The following is a 21,200-nucleotide window of genomic DNA, read 5'->3' as shown; positions in this document are numbered from 1 at the left end:
CAACTTTTCCTCTGGAAGACTCTAGAACAATGCTCCGGCAAACAACTGTTCGTCGTCTTCAAAAACCTCGGCCTGATCTACGACCATATCAAAGCCAGCCTGCAACGGCAGGAAACGCTGATGAATATCGCGCTCCTGCGCCATCGTGTAGATGGCGAAGATTTTCTGGCTGAGCGGCAGCGCAGCAGCGGGAATAGCCGATAGCGACGGCATATGCCCGCGAGCGCGGTCGGCGATTGCCAGGCAATCCAGCAGCAGGCCACCCAATTCGCCATCGAAATCAAGCTTGGTCACCGCCGCGCTGATCCGGCTGAACACCAGCTGACCTTCAGCCCCAAAGGCCTCAAGACCCTTTTCCATATCCGTCGCAACAACGCGGATCTTATCCAGCGCCAGGTTCAGCGGCTCATGAATATGGTTGATGTCGTCATTGTCGTCGCGGGTCAGCGACGCCGTCGCCTCTTCGACGCAGCGCATGTCCTCGACAATAGCATCGGCTGGAGTTTCCAGCTTGGCAGCAAAGGTGCGCAATTCGCCACTGACGACATTGACGGACCGGCCGGCATCACCAAGACGGGAGCAGCGAAGATTGGAATTCAGCGCCATGTAGTGAATATCAGTCTTGATCGACCGGATCGTCTCAATGCCTTCCTGGAGCGCCTGAGCGGACTGGGTAACGGAACTGACGACAGCATCCGATTCATGGCTGCGGTCCTGTACGCGGGCTGAGAGCGCGCAGGCATGGCTGATATCGCTTTCCATCTTGCGCAGCAGGCTGCGGTCATTGTCACCGCCCGATTGGTTCAATTCGTCACGCAGCGCCAGAACGCGGGCAGCATCGCTGGTAAAGCTCGACATATTGGCGGCAATCGATGTGCATTTCTGCCGGAAATCATCCAGGGATTCCTGCAATTGCGCGTGGGCAAGATGCAGAACAGCCTGACGAAGCGCCTCTTTTTCAGCCGGGTCACGTAATCCGCCAGCCGCAAAAAACTCCTCCAGATAATCCAGGCTACTCTGGATATGCTCAATGCGCTGACGGGTAATGTCACCAATTTGCAAGGCCGAGAGCACGTTGGCGATCTTACCCTGAATGGCGCGGGTAAGCCCTTTCACATCATTGGCAATGCCAGCCATCGTCTTGTGCTGGGTTGCCAACTGGTCGGAGCTTAGGGTCAGCGAGCTGACAATGGTGGGAATGGTGTTGCTGAAATCCGACAAGATGCCATCGGAAAACGCCCGTGCCGTGTCCAACTGGCCGCGCATACCCGCCAATTGCTCGGCAAACCGGTCGATTTCCTCGGCACCGGATTGAATACGCTCACGGATTTCATCGGCGAAGCCCGAAAACTCGGCAAGCCCCGCCCCGGTTATCTTCACGGTGATGGCGAATGTGCGCAGGTAGCGAATGGTCTCACGCATTTCCTCGACATGGGAATAGGTCGAGGCACATTGATCGGAGATCTGGCTGAAGGAGTCCTGGCGCGCCGATGCCCGTGCGGGCAGCAAGGCGAGATCGGAAACCGTCTTGCGAAGACCCTGGACGGTATCCGTCGTCGTCTTGCCATCCAAAACGCCGGTCAACTGGTCGAGGCTATCCACCAGACTGCCGAGATTATCCATCACCGATACCAGTACGGCGCCGCCATCGAGAAAGGACTTCTCGATCCGCGAATGGGCGGAGGCAAGCTTCACCTCAAAATCGGAGTGGGAATTGCCGGTCGAATGGGCCTTGAAAACTGGTCGCACGAATACACCTCACAAGAGCGATATTTCGGCACATTAGCTCCAATTCAAGAATGACAGGTAAATTCTGCAAAACATTCGTATCGAATTCGAGATAACGACAATCCTTCAAGGCAGCCTTCCAGCCGGATGCATTTTCGCATCCGGCCAGCGACTTAAACGCTTATTGTTCACCCAGCTTCATGGACGGATCATAGGTCTTGCCCTCGACGGTCTTCACCACCGCCTGGCCGCAATAGGTCTGGTTGACAGCAGGGTTAAATGTCAGGCTGGGCGAGCCGTGCAGTTCCCAGCCCTTGTTAAGGGCATCGGTCACCCGGTGACAGAAGGTGGCGTCGTCGGGACCGGTGAGAAAACGATAGACTTTCATGGGGATCATCCTTTCTGGATTGGAGATGATGGTCGTGGTTCAAGAAGAGACAGCTTGGACAGAAGATACTCGGCTTCTGCGACATGCAGTCGCTCGATCATCCTGCCATCCAGATTGATGACATTGAGATGCGCTGCCTCCGGCGCAGCAAAAGCCGCAACAATTGCCCGCGCCTCGGCAATCTCGGCTTCAGATGGGCCGAAATACCGGTTGGCCGCCTCGATCTGGGCCGGGTGGATCAGCATCTTTCCATCAAAGCCCATCGAACGCCCCTGGCTGCATTCGGCTGCAAAACCGTCAAGATCGCGAAAATCATTGGAAACTGCATCGATAACCTCAAGTCCGTAAGCACGGGCAGCCAAGACCACCTGCATCAGCCACGGAACCAGATATTGACGGCCAAGGCCCGGTGGCACCCGGGTTTCCTTGCGCAAGTCGTTCAGCCCGACCACAAGGCATTCCAGCCCCAGTGCCGCACCCGTACTGGCAAGCTCCACCGCCGCCAGAACGGCCTTCGGTGTCTCGATCATCGCCCAGAGGGCAGGCCCCACCCCGGCTGCACTGCGAAGCCGGTGCAGGTCTTCCACCCGTTCAGCCTTGGGCAGCAAAACCGCATCCGGCTTGATCGCCTCGACAAGGGCTAAATCCTCGGCAAACCAGAGAGTATCACTGCTATTGACACGAATAATGGCTTCACGACCGTTCAAATCCGCGTGTTTTAGGAACTGCCCCAGGTTGTCACGCGCCTCGGCCTTGCTAGCATCTGCAACCGAATCCTCCAGATCGAAAATCATTCCATCGCAAGGCAGCGACAGGGATTTTTCCAATGCACGAAGATTGATAGCGGGAACGCTGATCAACGAGCGACGAAAACGCGGCCTGCGATTGGGCGGATTGGTCTGCATGGCGCTTCGCCTTTCGGTTGTTTGACCTTCATTGCGACAAGGGTTGCGACCTCAATAACTCTTGTAAAGCGTCAGGAGAAGCCCCACCTTCAAACCATTGAAAGGAACACTATGATGCAGAACCTTCGTGCTCTTGGATTGCTCGGCCTTGGGATCATCGCCTTGACTGCGGCAGCTTTATTGACTTTCTCTCTGACGCTTGTGCTCGGTGCCGTTTTGACGGGAACGCTGGCATGGCGCGCTTTGACGCTCAAGCCGAAGCCGGTTGCCGTCCACGCCCGCAAGCGCCAACCCGAAGAGCAGCAGCCGGTCCGAATCTGGAATGATGGGCGCGGCACCATTATCGATATGTAATAGGTCGCCGTATACGCGTGAGACCATGCGTCGCTGAAACGAGCAGCTCCAAGATTCTCCTTCAAATCGGGAGGCTTTTCGGTTATGCGAAGAGCCAATCTCATTCAGGTCCAGTGAAGGTAACGTCTATGGAAAAGTTCACGAAGCTCACCGGGGTCGCGGCACCGCTGCCGGTCGTTAATATCGATACGGATATGATCATTCCCAAGGATTACCTGAAGACGATCAAGCGCACTGGCCTTGGAACAGGCCTGTTTGCCGAAGCCCGCTATCATCAGGATGGCTCGATCAATCAGGATTTCGTGCTCAACAAACCAGCCTATCAAAACGCCAAGATCCTGGTCGCTGGCGATAATTTTGGCTGCGGTTCCTCGCGTGAACATGCGCCTTGGGCTTTGCTCGACTTCGGGATCCGTTGCGTGATCTCCACCAGCTTTGCCGATATCTTCTACAATAACTGTTTCAAGAACGGCATTCTGCCGATCGTCGTCAGCCAGGAAAACCTGGAAAAGCTGATGGATGACGCGCAGCGCGGCTCCAACGCCGTGGTGACCGTGGATCTGGAAACCCAGGAAATCACCGGCCCGGATGGTGGCAGCATCAGCTTCGAAATCGATGAATTCAAGCGCCATTGCATGCTGAACGGCCTCGATGACATCGGCCTCACCATGGAAAAATCCAGCGCGATTGCTTCGTTCGAGACGTCCAACGCCGCATCGCGCCCCTGGGCCTGATCCCTAAAGCGTGTTGCGGCTTATCAGCCTCAAGCAACACGCTTTAAGTTTTTGTTTTTACGCATGTCGTTACCGCAAAACCGCTGCACACTTTTGCGCGACATGCTCTAGCCCTGGTCCTCGGGCCTGATCTGAAGTCATTCGCCACAACCCGTGGCAGTCATCGCTAAGGCGGAACGCAGGTTCCGCCTTTTTCTTTGCCATGTCGCATGGCCAAACCGTACCGTTAGCAGCGCTGGCGTCCTTGAATTGCCCTTGATCGCCCGATAAAACCGCCGCACTCCTGTTTCAAACGAGGTCGGCTCATGACAGTTCGCACACTCTTCCTTCTTCCTGGCGATGGCATTGGGCCTGAAGCCATGAACGAAGTTCGCAAGATCGTTTCCTATATGAATTCCGCGCTGGGTGCCGGTTTCGAGACCGATGAAGGTCTGGTGGGTGGTTGCGCCTACGACGCTCATGGGGCAGCAATTTCCGAGGCTGACATGGCCAAGGCAATGGCGGCGGATGCCGTGCTGTTCGGTGCCGTCGGTGGCCCGAAATGGGATGCCGTCGAGTACGACGTTCGCCCGGAAGCCGGTCTTCTGCGGCTGCGCAAGGACCTCGAACTGTTCGCCAACCTGCGTCCGGCGATCTGCTATCCGGCGCTGGCTTCTGCTTCCTCGCTGAAGCCAGAGCTGGTCGAAGGCCTCGACATCCTGATCATCCGCGAACTGACCGGTGGCGTCTATTTCGGTGAGCCGAAGACCATTACCGACATCGGCAATGGCCAGAAGCGCGCCATCGACACCCAGGTCTACGACACCTACGAAATCGAGCGGATTTCTGCCGTGGCCTTCGAACTAGCCCGCACCCGCCGCAATGCGGTCTGCTCGATGGAAAAGCGCAATGTGATGAAATCAGGCGTGCTGTGGAACCAGGTGGTAACAGCGCTGCACAAGGCCAAGTTCTCCGACGTCAAGCTGGAGCATATGCTGGCCGATGCTGGCGGCATGCAGCTGGTACGCGCACCAAAGCAATTCGACGTCATCGTCACCGACAACCTGTTCGGCGACATGCTGTCGGACGTGGCCGCCATGCTGACGGGGTCGCTCGGCATGCTGCCCTCCGCTTCGCTTGGCGCACCGGATGCCAAGACCGGCAAGCGCAAGGCACTGTATGAGCCCGTCCACGGCTCAGCACCGGATATCGCCGGTCGCGGCATTGCCAACCCGATCGCAATGATCGCTTCCTTTGCCATGTGCCTTCGCTATTCCTTCGCCATGGTCGATGAAGCTGACAAGCTCGAAAAGGCCATTGCCAACGTGCTCGACAAGGGCATTCGCACCAGCGACATCATGGCGGACGGCTGCAAGCAGGTCGGCACTGTCGAAATGGGCGATGCAATCCTCGCCGAATTCCAGTCCCTGATGAACTGATCGACGGGATTGATAAGGATTTCCAGCGCAAGACAAAGGCTTGCGCTGGAACAGGATTACAGTGTCACATAGTTGAAGACATCCGCCTGTATGTGCTGGTTCTCTGATAAGGGACGCAGCGCACGGGGGTCGCGATGACAATTCTTGCCAGGATCAAGAGCGGGCGGCGACGTGTGCCGGATTGCCGGACGCGCCTGTGTCTGTTGGCGGGGTCAAGTTTGGTTGTGTTGATGGCGCTGCTGTTCGATACCGCCATCGGCAATGCGGGCCGCCTGACCTGCCCGATCTTTTACCGGATTGCCACTGTTCTGACCCGCGTCGGCCAATCGGACTGGTGTCTTTTGGCGAGTTTTGTGATCGCCGTCCAGGCTGCAGCCAAATCGCGATTGGCCAATACGGTGGAGGAGCGCTTCCGGGCGCTGTTTATCGCCATGCTTGGCTGCTACGCCTTTGTGACCATCGCGGGTTCAGGTCTTGCGGCAAATCTGTTGAAACGCGCCCTCGGTCGCGCCCGGCCGGATCAATTCACCGATGCCGGCGCCTTCGACTTCCTGCCTTTTGCCAATTCAGCGCGCTTTGAAAGCTTTCCTTCCGGCCATGCCACCACCATCGGAGCGCTGATGATGATTGCAGCCCTGATCGCCCCCCGCTACCGGCTGGGTTTTGCCATCGCCGCCCTCTGGCTCGGCATGACAAGGGTGATGGTCGGTGCGCATTACCCGAGCGACGTGGTGGCCGGCCTGGGGTTCGGAGCATGGTTCGCCTGGATCGCAGCGCTCGGCTTTGCCCGTCGCGGACTGGTTTTCCTCCTCTCCTCCGACGGCAGTCTCGTTCTGCGGCAAAGACTGATCCAGGATAGTGGCCAACGGTATGACATGCCGCAGAGGGCCCAGACACCCCAACAGGAACCGGACCCGTCCTTGTCTGCGGCTGCGGCGTGATCTTGCAGCAATAAGAAAGGCGCCCGGAAAGTGATTTCCGGGCGCCTTGTCGTGTGACGGGAAGAGGATCAACCGTCGATATCGTTGTTCTTGGTTTCCTTCAGGAAGATCATGCCGATAATGAAGGACATCCCGGCGATGATGATCGGATACCAGAGGCCGTAATAGATATCGCCCTTGGCTGCGCTCATCGCGAAGGCCGTTGCTGGCAGCAGGCCGCCGAACCAGCCATTGCCGATATGATAGGGAAGCGACATGCCGGTATAACGGATGCGGGTCGGGAACATCTCCACCAGCATCGCGGCAATCGGCCCGTAGACCATGGTGACATAGATCACCAGCACCGTCAGCACGGCAATCAGCGGCACCCATTTGACCTGGGCAGGGTCCGCCACCATCCTGAATGCACCGCCATTGGCAACAGTATAGACCGCCATTTCAGGGGCAGCGGCAGCTGTTGCCTCTTCCGGGGTCAGCAACTTGTCGGTGACGAGCTTTGCCGTGGGCACCATGGTCTTGGCCCCAGTGCGGACAGTGTCGGCACTCAGACCCAGTTCCGCATTGGCGGCGATAAAGCCGTCAAGCTTGCTCTCGGGAACCTGAACCGGCGCCCGAACCAGCGGATAGCCATTCTGTTGCAGGGCGACATTAATCTTTTTCTGCAAGGCGGCATCCAGAGCCTTGGCATTGGCGCCAGCCTTGACGGCGTCATAGCTTTCGATCTGACTATCGCCAAGCTTTACCGTCGCAACCGAACCAGCCGGACCCGGCGCCACTTCATACGGTACGGAGTTCTTGGTCAAAAGCGCCGTGGCTATATCGCAAGAGGTGGTGAATTTTGCCGTGCCGGTCGGATTGAACTGAAAATTGCAATCCTTGGGATCGGCAGTCACCGTTGCCTTCAGCGTATCCTGCGCCTGTGCCAGAGCCGGATTGCCTGCCCAGGTCATCGCCTTGAACAGCGGAAAATAGGTGACCATGGCCAGAAGCAGACCGGCCATGATGATCGGCTTGCGACCGATCTTGTCGGACAGCCAGCCGAAGACCACGAAAAACAGGGTACCAATCGCCAGCGCAATCGCCACCATGATATTGGCCGCCTGAGGATCAACCTTCAGCACATTCTGGAGAAAGAACAGGGCGTAAAACTGGCCGCAATACCAGACGACCGCCTGACCGGCGACAGCGCCGAACAGGGCGAGAATGGCGATCTTGGCATTCTTCCACTGGCCGAATGCTTCGGAAATCGGCGCTTTCGACTGAGTACCCTCTTCCTTCATTTTCTTGAAGGCGGGCGATTCGTTCATCTGCATGCGAATCCAGACGGAAATCCCCAGCAGAATGACCGATAAAAGGAAAGGAAGACGCCAGCCCCAGGCAGCAAAGGCTTCCTTGCCCATCGCCGTCTGAATGCCGAGAATGATCAGCAGCGACAGGAACAGACCAAGCGTTGCCGTGGTCTGTATCCAGGACGTGTAGAAGCCGCGACGGCCATGCGGCGCATGTTCGGCCACATAGGTCGCAGCACCACCGTATTCACCGCCCAGCGCCAGGCCCTGCAACATGCGCAGCACGATCAGGATGATCGGGGCAGCGATGCCGATGGTGGCCGATCCCGGCAGAATGCCGACCAGGAAGGTCGAGGCACCCATGATCAGGATCGTCACCAGAAACGTATATTTTCGCCCGACCAGATCGCCCAGCCGTCCGAATACCAGCGCGCCGAAGGGTCGCACCAGAAAGCCAGCGGCAAAAGCCAGCAGCGTGAAAATATTACGGGTGGTTTCAGGATATTGGGAGAAGAAGGTCGCGCCGATATAAATCGCCAGCGAACCGTAGAGATAGAAATCATACCACTCGAAAACCGTGCCGAGCGAAGAGGCGAAGATGACCTTTCGCTCTTCCTTGGTCATGCTGCGCGGCGCGGCATGCAGGCTTGCGGCATTTGCCATTGCTGTTCCTCCAAAACGAGCTCTCCGATGGCCGCGCACCTTCCTCCAAGGCTCAATTCACGGCTCCGAATTACTGACAGCCTGACAGAATTTAGGGAAAATCGAGAGGCATGCTTTGGGCTTATGACTTTCGTCTAATTTTTTAGTCGGTTCATCAGCATGCAAATGGATGATTCATTCTGGAATTTGCACGCGCACGCTGCCTGTATGCAGCGTGAATTTCTTGACACCGGCACAAAACCCGGTAAAGGCAGAGGCGAAAGGATCATGGAATGCGCGCACTCGGCTTTTACAGTGCTGATCATTTGGAACCGGCAGGATCTGCCCGGGCGATGATGGCGTTTGCCATGTCCTCAACCACCAAGGCCAAAACGACGACCAAAACCGTCTGACGTCTCTGGCCTCCGCTCTCTCCCCGGCACGGCCGGGGACAAGGAAGACGCGGTCACGCGCCTTCCCCCTCTAAAAACCGAGGAGAGACAGAAAGAGAGCAGGAAAATGGGTTTCAAAGTTGCAGTCGTAGGCGCCACCGGCAATGTCGGTCGCGAAATTCTCAACATTCTCGTCGAGCGCGGTTTTCCGGTCAGCGAAGTCGTGGCTTTGGCCTCGGCCCGTTCGCAAGGCACGGAAGTGTCTTATGGCGACAAGGTTCTGAAGGTTCAAAACCTCGAAAATTATAATTTTTCCGATACCGATCTTTGCCTGATGTCGGCTGGTGGCACGATTTCACAGAAGTGGTCGCCAAAGATCGGTGCTCAGGGCTGCGTCGTCATCGACAATTCATCGGCCTGGCGCTACGATTCGGATATTCCGCTGATCGTGCCGGAAGTAAACCCGGATGCCATCACCGCCTTCAAGAACCGCAATATCATCGCCAATCCCAATTGCTCGACAGCCCAGCTGGTCGTGGCCTTGAAGCCGCTGCATGATTTTGCCACCATCAAGCGCGTCGTCATTTCCACCTATCAGTCGGTATCCGGTGCCGGCAAAGAAGGCATGGACGAGTTGTTCACCCAGACCCGCGCCGTTTTCGTCGCCGATCCGGTCGAATCCAAGAAGTTCACCAAGCGGATCGCCTTCAACGTCATCCCCCATATCGATAGCTTCATGGAAGATGGCTATACCAAGGAAGAGTGGAAGGTCCTGGCCGAAACCAAGAAGATGCTCGACCCGAAGATCCGCGTGACCTGCACGGCGGTTCGCGTTCCCGTCTTCATCGGTCACTCCGAGTCGGTCAATATCGAGTTCGAACGGGAAATTTCCCCCGATCAGGCCCGTGATATCCTGCGTGAAGCACCCGGTTGCCTGGTGATCGACAAGCATGAGAACGGCGGCTACATCACCCCCGTCGAATGCGCTGGCGAAGATGCCACCTATATTTCCCGTATCCGCGAGGACGCCACGGTTGAAAACGGCCTGAATATCTGGGTCGTTTCCGACAATCTGCGCAAGGGCGCGGCTCTCAATGCCGTGCAGATCGCGGAGTTGCTGGTCAATCGCGGTTTGATCAAGCCAAAGGCCCTGGCAGCCTGAAGACAGGATTTCGGCAACGGCTGGACGCAATCGCGCTCAGCCGTTTTGCCTTGCCCGACTTGAATGCAGATAAGCCAATACAGCCGAAAGGCGGCTGCCCCCTTCCCTTTTCCAGACGAGGTATCGATGCGAACCAGGACGTTTTTTGCCATAGCTTTCACGGCTCTCGCCACAATGGCGACAGCACAGGCTGCAAATGCCGCCCAATGCGGCAATACGTCCGCCGGTTTCGAGCAATGGGTGGAAGGCTTCAAGCGGGAAGCGGCGGGCCGTGGCGTCAGCCAATCGGTTCTCGACCGCTCCTTTGCCAATGTCCATTACAATGTGCCGACCATCCGGGCCGATCGCGGTCAGAAGAGCTTCAAGCTCTCCTTCGATGAATTCATGAAAAAGCGCGGCGGACAAACCATCATCAGCCGCGGCAAGTCGATGAAAAGGGCCAATGCCCAGCTGTTCGCCAGCATCGAGCGGCGTTTCGGCGTGCCAGCTGGCCCGATCATCGCCATCTGGGGCATGGAAACCGGGTTTGGCAGCTACATGGGCAATGAACACACGCTGTCCGCTGTCTCGACCCTGACCTATGATTGTCGCCGCAGCGATTATTTCCGTGAACAGCTTTACGCCGCCTTAAAGCTGGTGGCCGATGGCGATCTGGACGTAAATTCCCGAGGTGCTGCCCACGGCGAAATCGGCCAGACGCAGTTCCTACCGAAAAATGTCACGCTCTACGGCGTCGATGGCGACGGTGACCGCCATATCGACCTCATCCATTCCCGCGCCGACGCCCTGTCGTCCACGGCCAATTTCCTGAAGGGTCATGGCTGGCAGCCCGGCCTGGGTTATCAGCCGGGCGAGCCGAATTTCTCCGCAATCGGTGGCTGGAATGCAGCAACGGTCTACCAACAGGCAATTGCCTATATCGGCAAGCAGATCGACGCTCCCTGAACCTATCGCACCGTGCGGAAAACCGGCATGGTTTTCGCTTTGTTTCTATAAGTTAGAACAATCCATGAATGAAGGGCGGAGCATTGAAAAATGCGCCGCCTTTTTGTTTAAAAGTGTACTCATTTGACATTATCTTATTAGTTGCAATTTCAGTTATTGCGTGCATTAATGCCCTCTAAATTTCAAATTTAGGTTGATATGATCGAGGGGGGCTTCGTGAAAAATATCAAAGTCGCGGCATCGTTTGTCGCAACACTCTGTCTTCTCGCTGGCTCGGCCAGCGCCGATAGTCTTGTCTATACAGATCAGGGCAGCAATTGGTCAGCAATGGACCGGGCAATCTACTATACCCAGGACCAGGGATCGCGCCTGATGCCGCTTTCCTGGATGCAGGCGCTCACATTGCCGGATGGCACGCCGTTTCTCACCGACAATCTGGCGCGATACGGCTATCTGAAAATGGATGGCCCGAACAACGAACTTCCGGTCGGTTTTACCGTGACCGGGCCGGATTCACGCAAGGAGGTGGGCATGACCTGCGCCGCGTGCCACACGCGGGAAATTGCCGTTTCCAACATCCGCTACCGTATTGATGGCGGCCCGGCGCTCTCGGATTTCCATAGCTTCCTGTTGGATCTGGATGCAGCCACACAGAAACTCGTCGTCGATTCCGCCGCCTTTGATCGTTTTGCCAAGGCGGTGCTGGGAACGGACTATCAAGATCCCAGCAGCCGTGCACAATTGCAGGTGGACTTTACGCTTTGGACGCAACGCTACCATGCGATCGTCAGCAAGGGCGTTCCCCATGACAGTTGGGGTGTTGGTCGGCTGGACGCAGTGGGGATGATCTTCAACCGGCTCACGGGCCTTGATCTCGGTTCGCCGCCATCACGGTTGATAGAAGACAATATCCAACCCGCCGATGCGCCGGTCCGTTATCCCTTCCTGTGGAATGCCGCCATCCAGGACCGGACCCAATGGCCAGGCTTCGCCGCCAATGGCAGCGATATTCTCGGCTTGGCGCGCAATGTGGGTGAAGTCTATGGGGTGTTCGGTGTTTTCGAACCCACCAAGGAAAAGTGGTCACTACTCGGCTATGATTATTTGAAGGGAAACTCACTTAACTTCGATGGTCTCAGCACCTTGGAGGATCTGATCAAGCAGATGGGGCCTCCCAAATATCCCTTTCCCGTCGATACGACGCTTGCCAGCAAAGGCGAGACACTTTTCAACACTTGGCGCGGCACCAATGGAAGCGGCAGCAGTTGTTTCGATTGCCATGGCCAGAAGCCCGGCACCCCCTCCCTTGGCAATGCCACTTGGGCCACCCCTCTGGTGGATGTCGGAACGGACAGCCGCGAGTATAATGTCATGAACTGGACAGCATCACCCGGCGTGATGACAGGCGCCCGCATTCCCTTCGCCAACGACAAACTCGCCGCAACCTCGCCGTCCATCGATATTCTGACCGTTGCGGTCGAAGGCAGTATTCTACAGCATTATGCCGAGAGCATTTTTGATCTGCGCGACCTGAAATTTCCGTTGTTGCAGAGCGCCATCGACGACGCCTTCGAGTCAAAACTACCGGAACTCAACCTGTCCTCTGATCTCAAGGAATTGCAGAATGCCTTCCCGCGCTCGCAGGGCAAGACATTGGCGGGGCTCCAGGCAAAAATCTCGACCGCAAGGAAAAATGCTGCGGTCAAAGCGACCGGAACCACGGCTGGCCAGGCACCGGACTCGTCGAATTCTCCGACCACCGAATTCAAATACGAGTCCCGGGTTCTCTACGGCATTTGGGCCACGGCGCCCTATCTGCACAATGGTTCGGTTCCAACCCTTGCCGATCTGTTGAAATCGACCGCCCAGAGACCGCAGAAATTCGCTGTCGGCGCTGATTACGATCCAAAGCTCGTCGGCATCGCCGCTACCCAAACCGGGTTGAATACGATCACGCAGACGACCGATTGCAGCCAGCGAAATTCCGGCAATAGCCGCTGCGGCCATGAGTTCGGCACCGATCTGTCCGACAATGACAAGGTCGCACTGCTCGAATATCTCAAGACACTGTAATAAATTACGCCACTGCAAACAAATAGCGGGACCGGTTTATCCGGTCCCGCTGCATAGAAGAGGCTCTCAAGCCTTCGATACTTTGACAATAGGCGAAGTTCTTCGGACCAAAATTACGGGTCCAACCGCCGGAAATCGCGGCTGTCGGGGTCCATCACCCATAATTCGCCATTGGAGATATCGAACCAGGCACCATGGATGGCCAGTTTGCCCTCGTCTTCCAAAGCCCGGACATTGGGAAAGGTGCGCAGGTTTTCAATGGAGTTGCGGATCGAGATCCGCTCCATGGCCGTCTGGCGCTCGGCATCGGTCATGACAGAGGCATTCTGGATCTGCTCGGCAGCGGGCTTGATCAGGTTCATCCATTTTCCGATGAAATCACCGGGAGACAGCGGCTCGGAATCCGGGTCCAATGCAGCGCGGATACCACCGCAACGCCCATGCCCCATGACGATGATATTCTCGACCTTCAATGCCTGAACGGCAAATTCAAGCGCCGCAGAGGTCGAGTGATACTGGCCATCCGGCTCATAGGGCGGCACCATATTGGCGACATTGCGCACCACGAACAATTCACCCGGGCCACAGTCGAAAATGGTTTCCGGAGCTGATCGGGAATCGCAACAGGCGACAACCATGGTTTTGGGGTTCTGGCCCTGCTCGGCCAAGGCCCTATACCGGTCCCGCTCGTCGCTGTAGCGGCCGTTCATAAAGTTGCTGTAACCAGCAAGGAGGGAGGCTGGAAAATCTGTCATGGCTTTGGATTATCGCGATGCAGCACGGTTGACAAGCAAGGAAAACCACCAGTGCCCGCCACCTTTACACGTCATGAGCGAACTGGCCTGCTGGCCGGATGCAACAACCTGCGAATCTGCACCAGCGCCATTGGCGTGATCAGGCTCGATTGATCCTGCTCCAGGGTCAGTTCGTCACTCTGACGCTTCAATGAGCGTGCCAGGACCTCGTATACGCTGGCTGTCGCCAGTTGCAGGGCCTTTTCCTCACTATGCTGCTGGAGAAGCCTGGCCAGAAGCAGCGCCGAAAACAGATCGCCCAACCCGTTCGGCACCCCGTCCATCGCCCGGTGTTCGGCCAGAAGCGCATTGCGGTTCGATAACAGCAAATTGCCGATGCTGCCCGCCATCATCGGCACCGCTGAGGTAACGGCCATCAGCGACGGCCCGAGCGACAGGGCCGCATCGATGATCGCAGCATTGGTTTCCAGCCCGGCACCGGCCATCCAGGCCAGTTCATAGCGGTTGGGCGTCGCAATGTCGGCTAGCGGTATCAGATGATCGCGAATGGCGACAGCCGTGGCCTCCGGCACATAGAGGCCTTGCAGATCGCCGATGACAGGATCGCAGAGATAAACGAGATCCGGATTTTGCCGTTTCAACGCCTGAACCAGCCGGGCCACAGCCAATGGCTGACGCGCGCTGCCGAAATAACCTGACATCACCGCCTTGACCTCGGAAATCCAGGGAGCCCGGATCAGGTCATCGATGGCCGCATCGAAAACATCGTCGGGAAAGCTCATGCGGGTGGAAGGGCCGTGGCCCGGATGCCAGGGCAAAACCACAGTTGGCATCGACCAGACCGGGAAGCCAAGACTTTCAAGCGCGAAGACGGCGGCGCGATTGCCGACCGATCCGCGAATGACATGGCTGGAAATGGCGATGACGGCACCGGCTGGGCTTTCGGACATGGACGGATGAAACCTCGTGAACGTGTGATCCTACTCGACGCTTTTGAGGCTGTTTTGTCAAATTTTGATGGCTAGCGGCGAAAATTCGACCGCTTTTTGGGATTTTGTCTCCAAAAAAATGAAAAAAACAAAAATTCGGCTTGTGGAACCCACATTTGCGCTCACAGATATGATTCTGAAATCACTGGTAGTGCATAGTGACGAAGATACCGCAGCAAAATGCCTTGGAGGAAAGTCGTGGTTGCAGCAAAACGGGTAAAACGGGACCAGCTCTTTGAGCTTGCCAGATCCACAGCCGGAGAAAACCAGCCCGGCCTCATCGATCCGGGCGCCCTGTTCGGACGCGCCAGCGATGACGATCTCCAGCATTACGACGCCGCGATGCTTCGAGCTGCGGCCCTTCGCGCCAGCCAGGATCTGCAAGACTGGCAGGGCAAGGCAGCGCAGGTGCGCATTTCCCCCGTCGAAGGCATTGCCGCCGATGGCGCAAGCCTCAGCGTGCTGTCCATCGTCGATCGCAACAAGCCGTTTCTCTACGATTCGGTCATGGGCGAGGTCACAAGCCAATTCCGTGACATTCATCTCACCATCCATCCGATTCTGGTCCAGGCGGAGGGGTGCTGGACACTCGCCGACACCCAGACCGAGGCCAGCGACCGGGTTAGCTATATCCAACTACATCTGGCGCCCTTGAACGAGGATCAAGCCAAGGGGCTAGCGGAACGGCTACAATCCGTCGTGGCCCAGGTCGGCACCGTTGCCAGTGACTGGCAGCCGATGATCTCGCTGCTCGACAGCGTCATGGCCGAATTGACCGAGCAGTCCAATGTCAAACGCAAGACAGAACGAGCCGAAGCCATCGCCTTTCTGGAATGGCTGCGCGACGACAATTTCACCTTCCTCGGCATGCGCGAATATCTTTATTCCGGTGATGGCGCGAACGCCAAGCTGGAGCGCGACAAGGGCCGTGGATTGGGCATTCTCTCCAATCCCGATGTTCTGGTGCTGCGCCAGGGCCGCAATGCAGTGACGACAACACCGGAAATCCTGGCCTTTCTTCAGGGGCCGGACGACCTGATCGTCACCAAGGCCAATGTCAAATCCGTGGTGCATCGCCGCGCCTATATGGATTACATCGGCATCAAGCGCTTCGATGCTGCGGGCAAGGTTGTCGGGGAGTTGCGGGTCGTCGGCCTGTTCACGGCCACCGCCTATACCCATTCCGTCAATCACATTCCCCTGCTGCGCGCCAAGGTCGAGAAGGTCACCGACCAGTTCAATTTCGACCCTTTGAGCCATTCCGGACGGATATTGCAGAACACGCTGGAATCCTACCCACGCGACGACCTGTTCCAGATCGATACCGAAACGCTTTCGCGCTTCTGCGAGCAGATCATGGATCTGAGCGAGCGGCCAAGGGTGCGTGTGCTGCAACGGATCGACCATTTCGACCGTTTCGTCTCACTGCTGGTCTTCGTGCCGCGTGAGGAATATAATTCGCTGGTGCGCGAGAAGATCGGCGACTATTTCACCAAGGTCTACGATGGTCGTCTCTCGGCTTATTATCCGGCTTTCCCGGAAGGTGGCGTGGCGCGGGTGCATTTCATCATCGGCCGTTCGGAAGGCAAGACACCGCGCATCGCCCAGAACAAACTGGAAGAGGCAGTCAAGGCCATTACCGCCCGATGGGATGACCGCTTCGCCAGCCTTGCTCCGCCGAAATCACCGCAACTGGTCGTCAGCCGCGCTTTCGAGGATACGTTTTCACCGGAAGAGACCGTCGCCGATCTCAGCCACATCCAGACATGCCTGTCCGGCGCGAAAGCCTCCATCGCCTTCCACAACCGCCAGACAGCGGAAGGCCAGACACTTTATCTCAAGGTGTTCCACGCCGGTCATCACCTGCCACTGTCGCGGCGCGTGCCGCTGCTGGAAAATCTCGGCTTCAGCGTCGTCAGCGAGCGCACCTTCGACATTACGGTCAAAGGCAGTGGCGAAACCGCTGGCAAGACCGGAGATCAGCTGGTCGTTCTGCATGACATGGAATTGACGGTTCGCGCTGGCCAGGATTTCGACATTGCCCGGCACGGCGCCCGTGTGGAGGCGACATTCCTCGCCGTCTTCAACGGCGTGGTTGACAATGACGCCTTCAACCGGCTGGTGTTGAGCACAGGCCTTCATGTCGGCGACGTGGCGGTGCTGCGCGCCTATGCGGCCTATCTGCGCCAGGCAGGCCTGGTCTATTCCCTCACCTATATTGCCGAAACACTGAACAAATATCCTGAGATCACCGCCGATCTCTTCACCCTGTTCCACCAGTCTTTCGATCCGAAGCTTTCTGAAAAATCGCGTCCGCGCAAACTGGCGGAACTGCGTGACGGCATCGAGACGGCGCTCGCCTCGGTGCCGAGCCTGGATGAGGACCGGATCCTGCGGCGTTACCAGAACGCAGTGGATTCGACCCTGCGCACCAATTATTTCCAGAAAAGCCTCTCTTCGCAGAAAAACAGCAGCAGCAATGTCAAGCCGATGCTGGCTTTCAAATTCGATCCACAGCAATTGGACGGCCTGCCGCAACCGCGCCCGTTCCGGGAAATGTTTGTCTATGGGGTGCAGGTCGAGGGCGTGCATCTGCGCTTCGGCAAGGTTGCCCGTGGCGGCCTGCGCTGGTCGGACCGCGCCCAGGACTATCGCACCGAAGTGCTCGGCCTCGTCAAGGCGCAGCAGGTCAAGAACGCGGTAATTGTGCCTGTTGGCGCCAAGGGCGGCTTCTTTCCCCGGCAATTGCCAAGCCCCGCCAACCGGGAAGACTACCTGCGGATGGGCCGGGAAGCCTATATGACCTATATCCGCACGCTGCTGTCGATCACCGACAATATCAAGGACGGCGCAGTCGTCGCCCCCGCCGATACGGTGCGGCTGGATGGAGACGATCCCTATTTCGTCGTCGCCGCCGATAAAGGCACGGCAACCTTTTCCGATACGGCCAACGGTCTGGCCCGCGAGGCCGGCTTCTGGCTGGACGACGCTTTCGCGTCGGGCGGTTCCGCCGGTTATGACCACAAGAAAATGGGCATCACCGCTCGCGGTGCCTGGGAAGCTGCCAAGCGGCATTTCCGCGAAATGGGCGTCGATATCCAGAAGACGCCCTTCACGGTCGCAGGCGTTGGTGACATGTCGGGCGATGTGTTCGGCAATGGCATGCTGCTGTCACGCAAGATCCGGCTGATCGGCGCCTTCGACCACCGGGATATTTTCATCGACCCCGATCCGGACATGGAAAAATCCTTCCAGCAACGCAAGCGGATGTTCGGGCTCGCCCGCTCCAGCTGGCAGGATTACGATAAGACCTTGCTATCCAAGGGCGGGATGATCATTTCACGGACGGAAAAGTCCGTCACCTTGACCCCGCAAGCCGCCGAGGCAATCGGCCTTGCCAAGAAAGTGGCGACACCGTTTGAAATCATGACCGCAATCCTGAAGGCGCCGGTCGATCTGCTGTGGTTCGGCGGTATCGGCACCTATATCAAGGCGCTGTCGGAAACCGATGCCGAGGTCGGCGATCGTGCGAACGACCCGATCCGCATTACGGCGGACGAGGTCGGCGCCAAGGTGATCGGCGAAGGTGCCAATCTCGGCGTCACCCAGAAGGGCCGCATCGCCTTTTCGCTGAAGGGCGGACGCTGCAATTCTGACGCCATCGACAATTCGGCGGGCGTCAATTCCTCCGACGTCGAGGTCAATATCAAGATTGCCCTGTCAACGGCTGTATCAAGCGGTCGCCTCGATCTCCCGGCGCGCAACAAACTGCTGGCCTCGATGACCGAGGAGGTTGGCGAACTGGTATTGCGCAACAACTACCTCCAATCCCTGGCGATTTCGCTGGTGGCACGCCAGGGCAGCGGCAATCGCGATGAACTGTCACGGCTGATGACCGTCTTGGAGGCCTCGGGCCGACTGAACCGCAAGGTGGAAACCCTGCCGGATGATGCGGCGCTGGCCGAGCGCTATGCAGGCGGTCAATCCCTGACGCGACCGGAAATCGGCGTACTCCTGTCCTACGCCAAGATCTCGCTGTTCGACGATCTGGTCGAAACCAGCCTGCCGGACGATCCCTATTGCGCCAGCATACTCAGCAATTACTTCCCGAAAAAAATGCGCAAGCCTTACGCCGATGACATTGCCACGCATCGGCTGCATCGCGAAATCATTGCGACTGTGCTCGCCAACCACATCATCAACCGTGGCGGCCCAGGCTTCATGGCGTGGATGAGCGACGCGACTGGCGGTACTGTCGAGGATATTGCCAGAGCCGCCCTTCTGACCCGCGATGGGCTGGATCTGCGGGCCTATTGGGACCGGATCGACGCGCTGGACGGGGAAATTTCCGGCGAAGCGCAGAACGATCTCTACCAGCGGGTCGCCACGGTCTACCGCGTCTTCACCAAACTGGCGATTGATACACGATTGGCCGCCGGTGACCTGTCGGATGTGGTGCGCAAGTTGAAAAGCGCGATCAAATCCTTCAAGGGCTTCAGCCGCTCGGTCACCCCGGCCGATTTCTCGGCGCAGATCGGTGCGGAGGCCAGCGCCATGACCGCTGCGGGCGTGCCGGAGGATCTGGCCGAGGACCTCGCCGAATTGTGGAGCCTGACGGTTACCCCGGAGGTGATTTCCGTCGCACTTCGGGCCGATGCCAGCCTGCAAAAGGCAACGGAAGGCTATTACAAGGTCAGCGAAATCTTCCGGATTGGCAGGCTGCTGTCCTCGGTCGAAAAAATTCCGACCAGCGACCATTACGACAGCCTGGCCCGGCTGCGCAGCCTGGATCTGGTGCTGAAAGCACGACGCAATATTGTCGTCCAGGCGCTGACCCAGCACGGGGACAGCCGCGATCCGGTTGCCGCCTGGCGGTCTGCGGATGCACTACGGATCAACAGGTTGGGCAGCGAGTTGATCGCGCTCACGGAAGGCGATCCGAGCTTGTCGCGCTTGACCGTTGCCGCCAGCCTGCTGACGGACATCGCTCAAGGGGCTGCGTGAAAGGCTCGTTGCTTTAATGAGGCCGGTTTCCAGCCCCATTGAAGCTGTCATGAGATAATGCCAGTGTCGCCGCCGAGATCATCGGCGGCGACAGGCACGACAATGCAATCAGATGCACAGACAAGGCAGACCAGCAGATCCGGCATATGGGGCTGGATGCTGTTCGACTGGGCCGCCCAGCCCTTCTTCACCGTGGTCACGACCTTTATTTTCGGTCCCTATTTCGTCTCTCGCTTCACCAGCGATCCCGTCAGCGCACAAGCCGCCTGGAGCAATGCCGCCACCGTCGCCTCTGTGGTGATTGCCCTGCTCTCCCCGGTTCTAGGAGCCATTGCCGACCGCAGCGGTTCACGCAAGCCCTGGATCGCCTTTTTTGCTGTCATCAAGATCACCTGTCTTCTGCTGCTGTGGGAAGCTGTTCCCGGCTCACCGGTGATCTTTCCGCTGGTGCTGTTCAGCCTTGCCTCGATAGCCGCCGAATTCTCCATCGTCTTCAACGATTCGATGATGCCACGGCTGGTGAGCGCCAAGGATGTCGGACGCATTTCCAATATGGCCTGGGGGCTCGGCTATCTCGGCGGCATGATCGTGCTGATTGCCGTCGTGCTGTTTGTTGCCGCCAACCCTGAAAGCGGCAAGACCATTTTGGGCAGCACGCCGCTGTTTGGTCTAGACGCCGCAACGGGCGAGGATGCCCGCGTCACCGGGCCGGTCTCGGCGCTCTGGTATCTGCTGTTCATCCTGCCGATGTTCTTCTTCACACCCGACCAGCAGAAGGGCGATCCGTTTGGCAAGGCGGTGAAAGCCGGGCTTGCCGACCTCAAGGCGACGCTCCGCGAGGTGCGGCACCGGGCTGGCATTTTGAGGTTCCTCATTGCCCGGATGATCTACCAGGACGGTGTCAACGGCCTGCTGATCCTCGGTGGGGTGTTTGCCGCTGGCATGTTCGGCTGGTCAACGATGGAAATCGGCATTTACGGGATTATTCTCAATTTCGTTGCCATTTTCGGCTGCACCCTTGCCAGCCGGTTGGATGCGGCGCTTGGCTCGAAAACCATGGTGATCATCAGCATTATCCTGCTTTTGACGGCCACATTCGGCATTATTTCCACCGGCCCCAGCTTCACCGCCTTCGGCCTGATACCGCTTTCGCCTGATAGTACCGGCAGCCTGTTCGGCACGGCAGCGGAAAAAGTCTATATCCTCTACGGCATCCTGATCGGCCTTGCCTTCGGGCCGGTTCAGGCCTCGTCCCGCTCCTACCTCGCCCGCAGCATCGCCCCTGAGGAAGCAGGCCGCTATTTCGGCATCTACGCGCTGTCAGGCCGCGCCACCAGCTTCATGGCAACTCTATCATTTTCCCTGATCACCACCGCCACTGGCTCATCACGGGCTGGCATGGCGAGCTTGGTCATCTTTCTCGGCGTTGGACTGGTCCTGCTGCTGGCGACACCTTATCCTGCCGACAGGAAGAACTGACG

The 21,200-nt window shown here is 57.8% G+C and carries 15 protein-coding genes; 9 read left to right on the top strand and 6 right to left on the bottom strand.

What is annotated here, in order from left to right:
* Window positions 1-21: 21 nt before the first annotated feature.
* From H1Y61_RS02000 to H1Y61_RS01990, 3 genes are all read right to left on the bottom strand, one after another.
* Window positions 22-1,749, bottom strand: a complete 1,728-nt coding sequence (locus tag H1Y61_RS02000) for a methyl-accepting chemotaxis protein (RefSeq protein WP_015917570.1) — start codon at window positions 1,747-1,749, stop codon at window positions 22-24.
* A gap of 160 nt (window positions 1,750-1,909) precedes the next feature.
* A complete protein-coding gene (locus H1Y61_RS01995) occupies window positions 1,910-2,116 on the bottom strand; it encodes a DUF1737 domain-containing protein (protein WP_070166228.1) in 207 nt (68 codons plus the stop codon).
* A 5-nt stretch (window positions 2,117-2,121) separates the two neighbouring features.
* On the bottom strand, window positions 2,122-3,021 hold the full coding sequence (locus H1Y61_RS01990; protein ID WP_174112094.1) for an HpcH/HpaI aldolase/citrate lyase family protein: 900 nt from the start codon (window positions 3,019-3,021) through the stop codon (window positions 2,122-2,124).
* 114 nt (window positions 3,022-3,135) lie between these two features.
* Here H1Y61_RS01990 and H1Y61_RS01985 point away from each other — a divergent pair, with 114 nt between their 5' ends.
* The 4 genes from H1Y61_RS01985 to H1Y61_RS01970 all read left to right on the top strand — a co-directional run bounded on the left by H1Y61_RS01985 (window position 3,136) and on the right by H1Y61_RS01970 (window position 6,468).
* On the top strand, window positions 3,136-3,375 hold the full coding sequence (locus H1Y61_RS01985; protein WP_174112172.1) for a hypothetical protein: 240 nt from the start codon (window positions 3,136-3,138) through the stop codon (window positions 3,373-3,375).
* 128 nt (window positions 3,376-3,503) lie between these two features.
* Entirely contained in the window at window positions 3,504-4,109 is a 606-nt protein-coding gene (gene leuD / locus H1Y61_RS01980; protein ID WP_071203173.1) for a 3-isopropylmalate dehydratase small subunit, read from the top strand.
* Window positions 4,110-4,414: 305 nt separating this feature from the next.
* Window positions 4,415-5,527, top strand: coding sequence for a 3-isopropylmalate dehydrogenase (gene leuB / locus H1Y61_RS01975; protein WP_180573570.1), 1,113 nt, complete (start codon window positions 4,415-4,417; stop codon window positions 5,525-5,527).
* A 134-nt stretch (window positions 5,528-5,661) separates the two neighbouring features.
* Window positions 5,662-6,468 (top strand): phosphatase PAP2 family protein, encoded by an 807-nt coding sequence (locus tag H1Y61_RS01970; RefSeq protein ID WP_180573569.1) that lies wholly within the window; start codon window positions 5,662-5,664, stop codon window positions 6,466-6,468.
* A 68-nt stretch (window positions 6,469-6,536) separates the two neighbouring features.
* On the opposite strand, the gene H1Y61_RS01965 is transcribed toward H1Y61_RS01970, so the two are convergent.
* Entirely contained in the window at window positions 6,537-8,420 is a 1,884-nt protein-coding gene (locus tag H1Y61_RS01965) for an MFS transporter (RefSeq protein WP_180573568.1), read from the bottom strand.
* Window positions 8,421-8,918: 498 nt separating this feature from the next.
* On the opposite strand from H1Y61_RS01965, the gene H1Y61_RS01960 reads away from it, so the two are divergent.
* The 3 genes from H1Y61_RS01960 to H1Y61_RS01950 all read left to right on the top strand — a co-directional run bounded on the left by H1Y61_RS01960 (window position 8,919) and on the right by H1Y61_RS01950 (window position 12,971).
* Window positions 8,919-9,953 (top strand): aspartate-semialdehyde dehydrogenase, encoded by a 1,035-nt coding sequence (locus tag H1Y61_RS01960; RefSeq protein WP_180573567.1) that lies wholly within the window; start codon window positions 8,919-8,921, stop codon window positions 9,951-9,953.
* Between the two features lie 126 nt (window positions 9,954-10,079).
* Window positions 10,080-10,898, top strand: coding sequence for a lytic murein transglycosylase (locus tag H1Y61_RS01955; RefSeq protein WP_180573566.1), 819 nt, complete (start codon window positions 10,080-10,082; stop codon window positions 10,896-10,898).
* Between the two features lie 216 nt (window positions 10,899-11,114).
* Complete coding sequence (locus H1Y61_RS01950) at window positions 11,115-12,971, top strand: di-heme-cytochrome C peroxidase (protein ID WP_235680812.1); 1,857 nt, start codon at window positions 11,115-11,117, stop codon at window positions 12,969-12,971.
* A 113-nt stretch (window positions 12,972-13,084) separates the two neighbouring features.
* Here the strand turns inward: H1Y61_RS01950 and H1Y61_RS01945 are convergent, their stop codons facing one another.
* On the bottom strand, window positions 13,085-13,726 hold the full coding sequence (locus H1Y61_RS01945; protein ID WP_174112098.1) for a carbonic anhydrase: 642 nt from the start codon (window positions 13,724-13,726) through the stop codon (window positions 13,085-13,087).
* A gap of 71 nt (window positions 13,727-13,797) precedes the next feature.
* Window positions 13,798-14,676 (bottom strand): pyridoxal kinase PdxY, encoded by an 879-nt coding sequence (gene pdxY, locus H1Y61_RS01940; RefSeq protein WP_180573564.1) that lies wholly within the window; start codon window positions 14,674-14,676, stop codon window positions 13,798-13,800.
* A gap of 237 nt (window positions 14,677-14,913) precedes the next feature.
* Between pdxY and H1Y61_RS01935 the strand changes: the two genes are divergently transcribed.
* Together H1Y61_RS01935 and H1Y61_RS01930 are read left to right on the top strand one after the other, a co-directional pair.
* Entirely contained in the window at window positions 14,914-19,719 is a 4,806-nt protein-coding gene (locus tag H1Y61_RS01935) for an NAD-glutamate dehydrogenase (protein ID WP_180573563.1), read from the top strand.
* 102 nt (window positions 19,720-19,821) lie between these two features.
* Window positions 19,822-21,198: an MFS transporter gene (locus H1Y61_RS01930; protein ID WP_180573562.1), complete on the top strand. Its 1,377-nt coding sequence runs from the start codon at window positions 19,822-19,824 to the stop codon at window positions 21,196-21,198.
* Window positions 21,199-21,200: the final 2 nt, after the last annotated feature.

Source organism: Agrobacterium vitis (assembly GCF_013426735.1).
GTDB lineage: Bacteria > Pseudomonadota > Alphaproteobacteria > Rhizobiales > Rhizobiaceae > Allorhizobium > Allorhizobium vitis_D.
Note: the sequence above shows the minus strand (reverse complement) of the source record. Positions and strands in the feature narration are given on the sequence as shown.

Bases quoted from the DNA above. Each gene is read 5' to 3' on its own strand.
- H1Y61_RS01995 (WP_070166228.1), bottom strand. From the start codon at position 2,116: ATGAAAGTCTATCGTTTTCTCACCGGTCCCGACGACGCCACCTTCTGT.
- H1Y61_RS01990 (WP_174112094.1), bottom strand. From the start codon at position 3,021: ATGCAGACCAATCCGCCCAATCGCAGGCCGCGTTTTCGTCGCTCGTTG.
- H1Y61_RS01985 (WP_174112172.1), top strand. From the start codon at position 3,136: ATGCAGAACCTTCGTGCTCTTGGATTGCTCGGCCTTGGGATCATCGCC.
- leuD (WP_071203173.1), top strand. From the start codon at position 3,504: ATGGAAAAGTTCACGAAGCTCACCGGGGTCGCGGCACCGCTGCCGGTC.
- leuB (WP_180573570.1), top strand. From the start codon at position 4,415: ATGACAGTTCGCACACTCTTCCTTCTTCCTGGCGATGGCATTGGGCCT.
- H1Y61_RS01970 (WP_180573569.1), top strand. From the start codon at position 5,662: ATGACAATTCTTGCCAGGATCAAGAGCGGGCGGCGACGTGTGCCGGAT.
- H1Y61_RS01965 (WP_180573568.1), bottom strand. From the start codon at position 8,420: ATGGCAAATGCCGCAAGCCTGCATGCCGCGCCGCGCAGCATGACCAAG.
- H1Y61_RS01960 (WP_180573567.1), top strand. From the start codon at position 8,919: ATGGGTTTCAAAGTTGCAGTCGTAGGCGCCACCGGCAATGTCGGTCGC.
- H1Y61_RS01955 (WP_180573566.1), top strand. From the start codon at position 10,080: ATGCGAACCAGGACGTTTTTTGCCATAGCTTTCACGGCTCTCGCCACA.
- H1Y61_RS01945 (WP_174112098.1), bottom strand. From the start codon at position 13,726: ATGACAGATTTTCCAGCCTCCCTCCTTGCTGGTTACAGCAACTTTATG.
- pdxY (WP_180573564.1), bottom strand. From the start codon at position 14,676: ATGTCCGAAAGCCCAGCCGGTGCCGTCATCGCCATTTCCAGCCATGTC.
- H1Y61_RS01930 (WP_180573562.1), top strand. From the start codon at position 19,822: ATGCAATCAGATGCACAGACAAGGCAGACCAGCAGATCCGGCATATGG.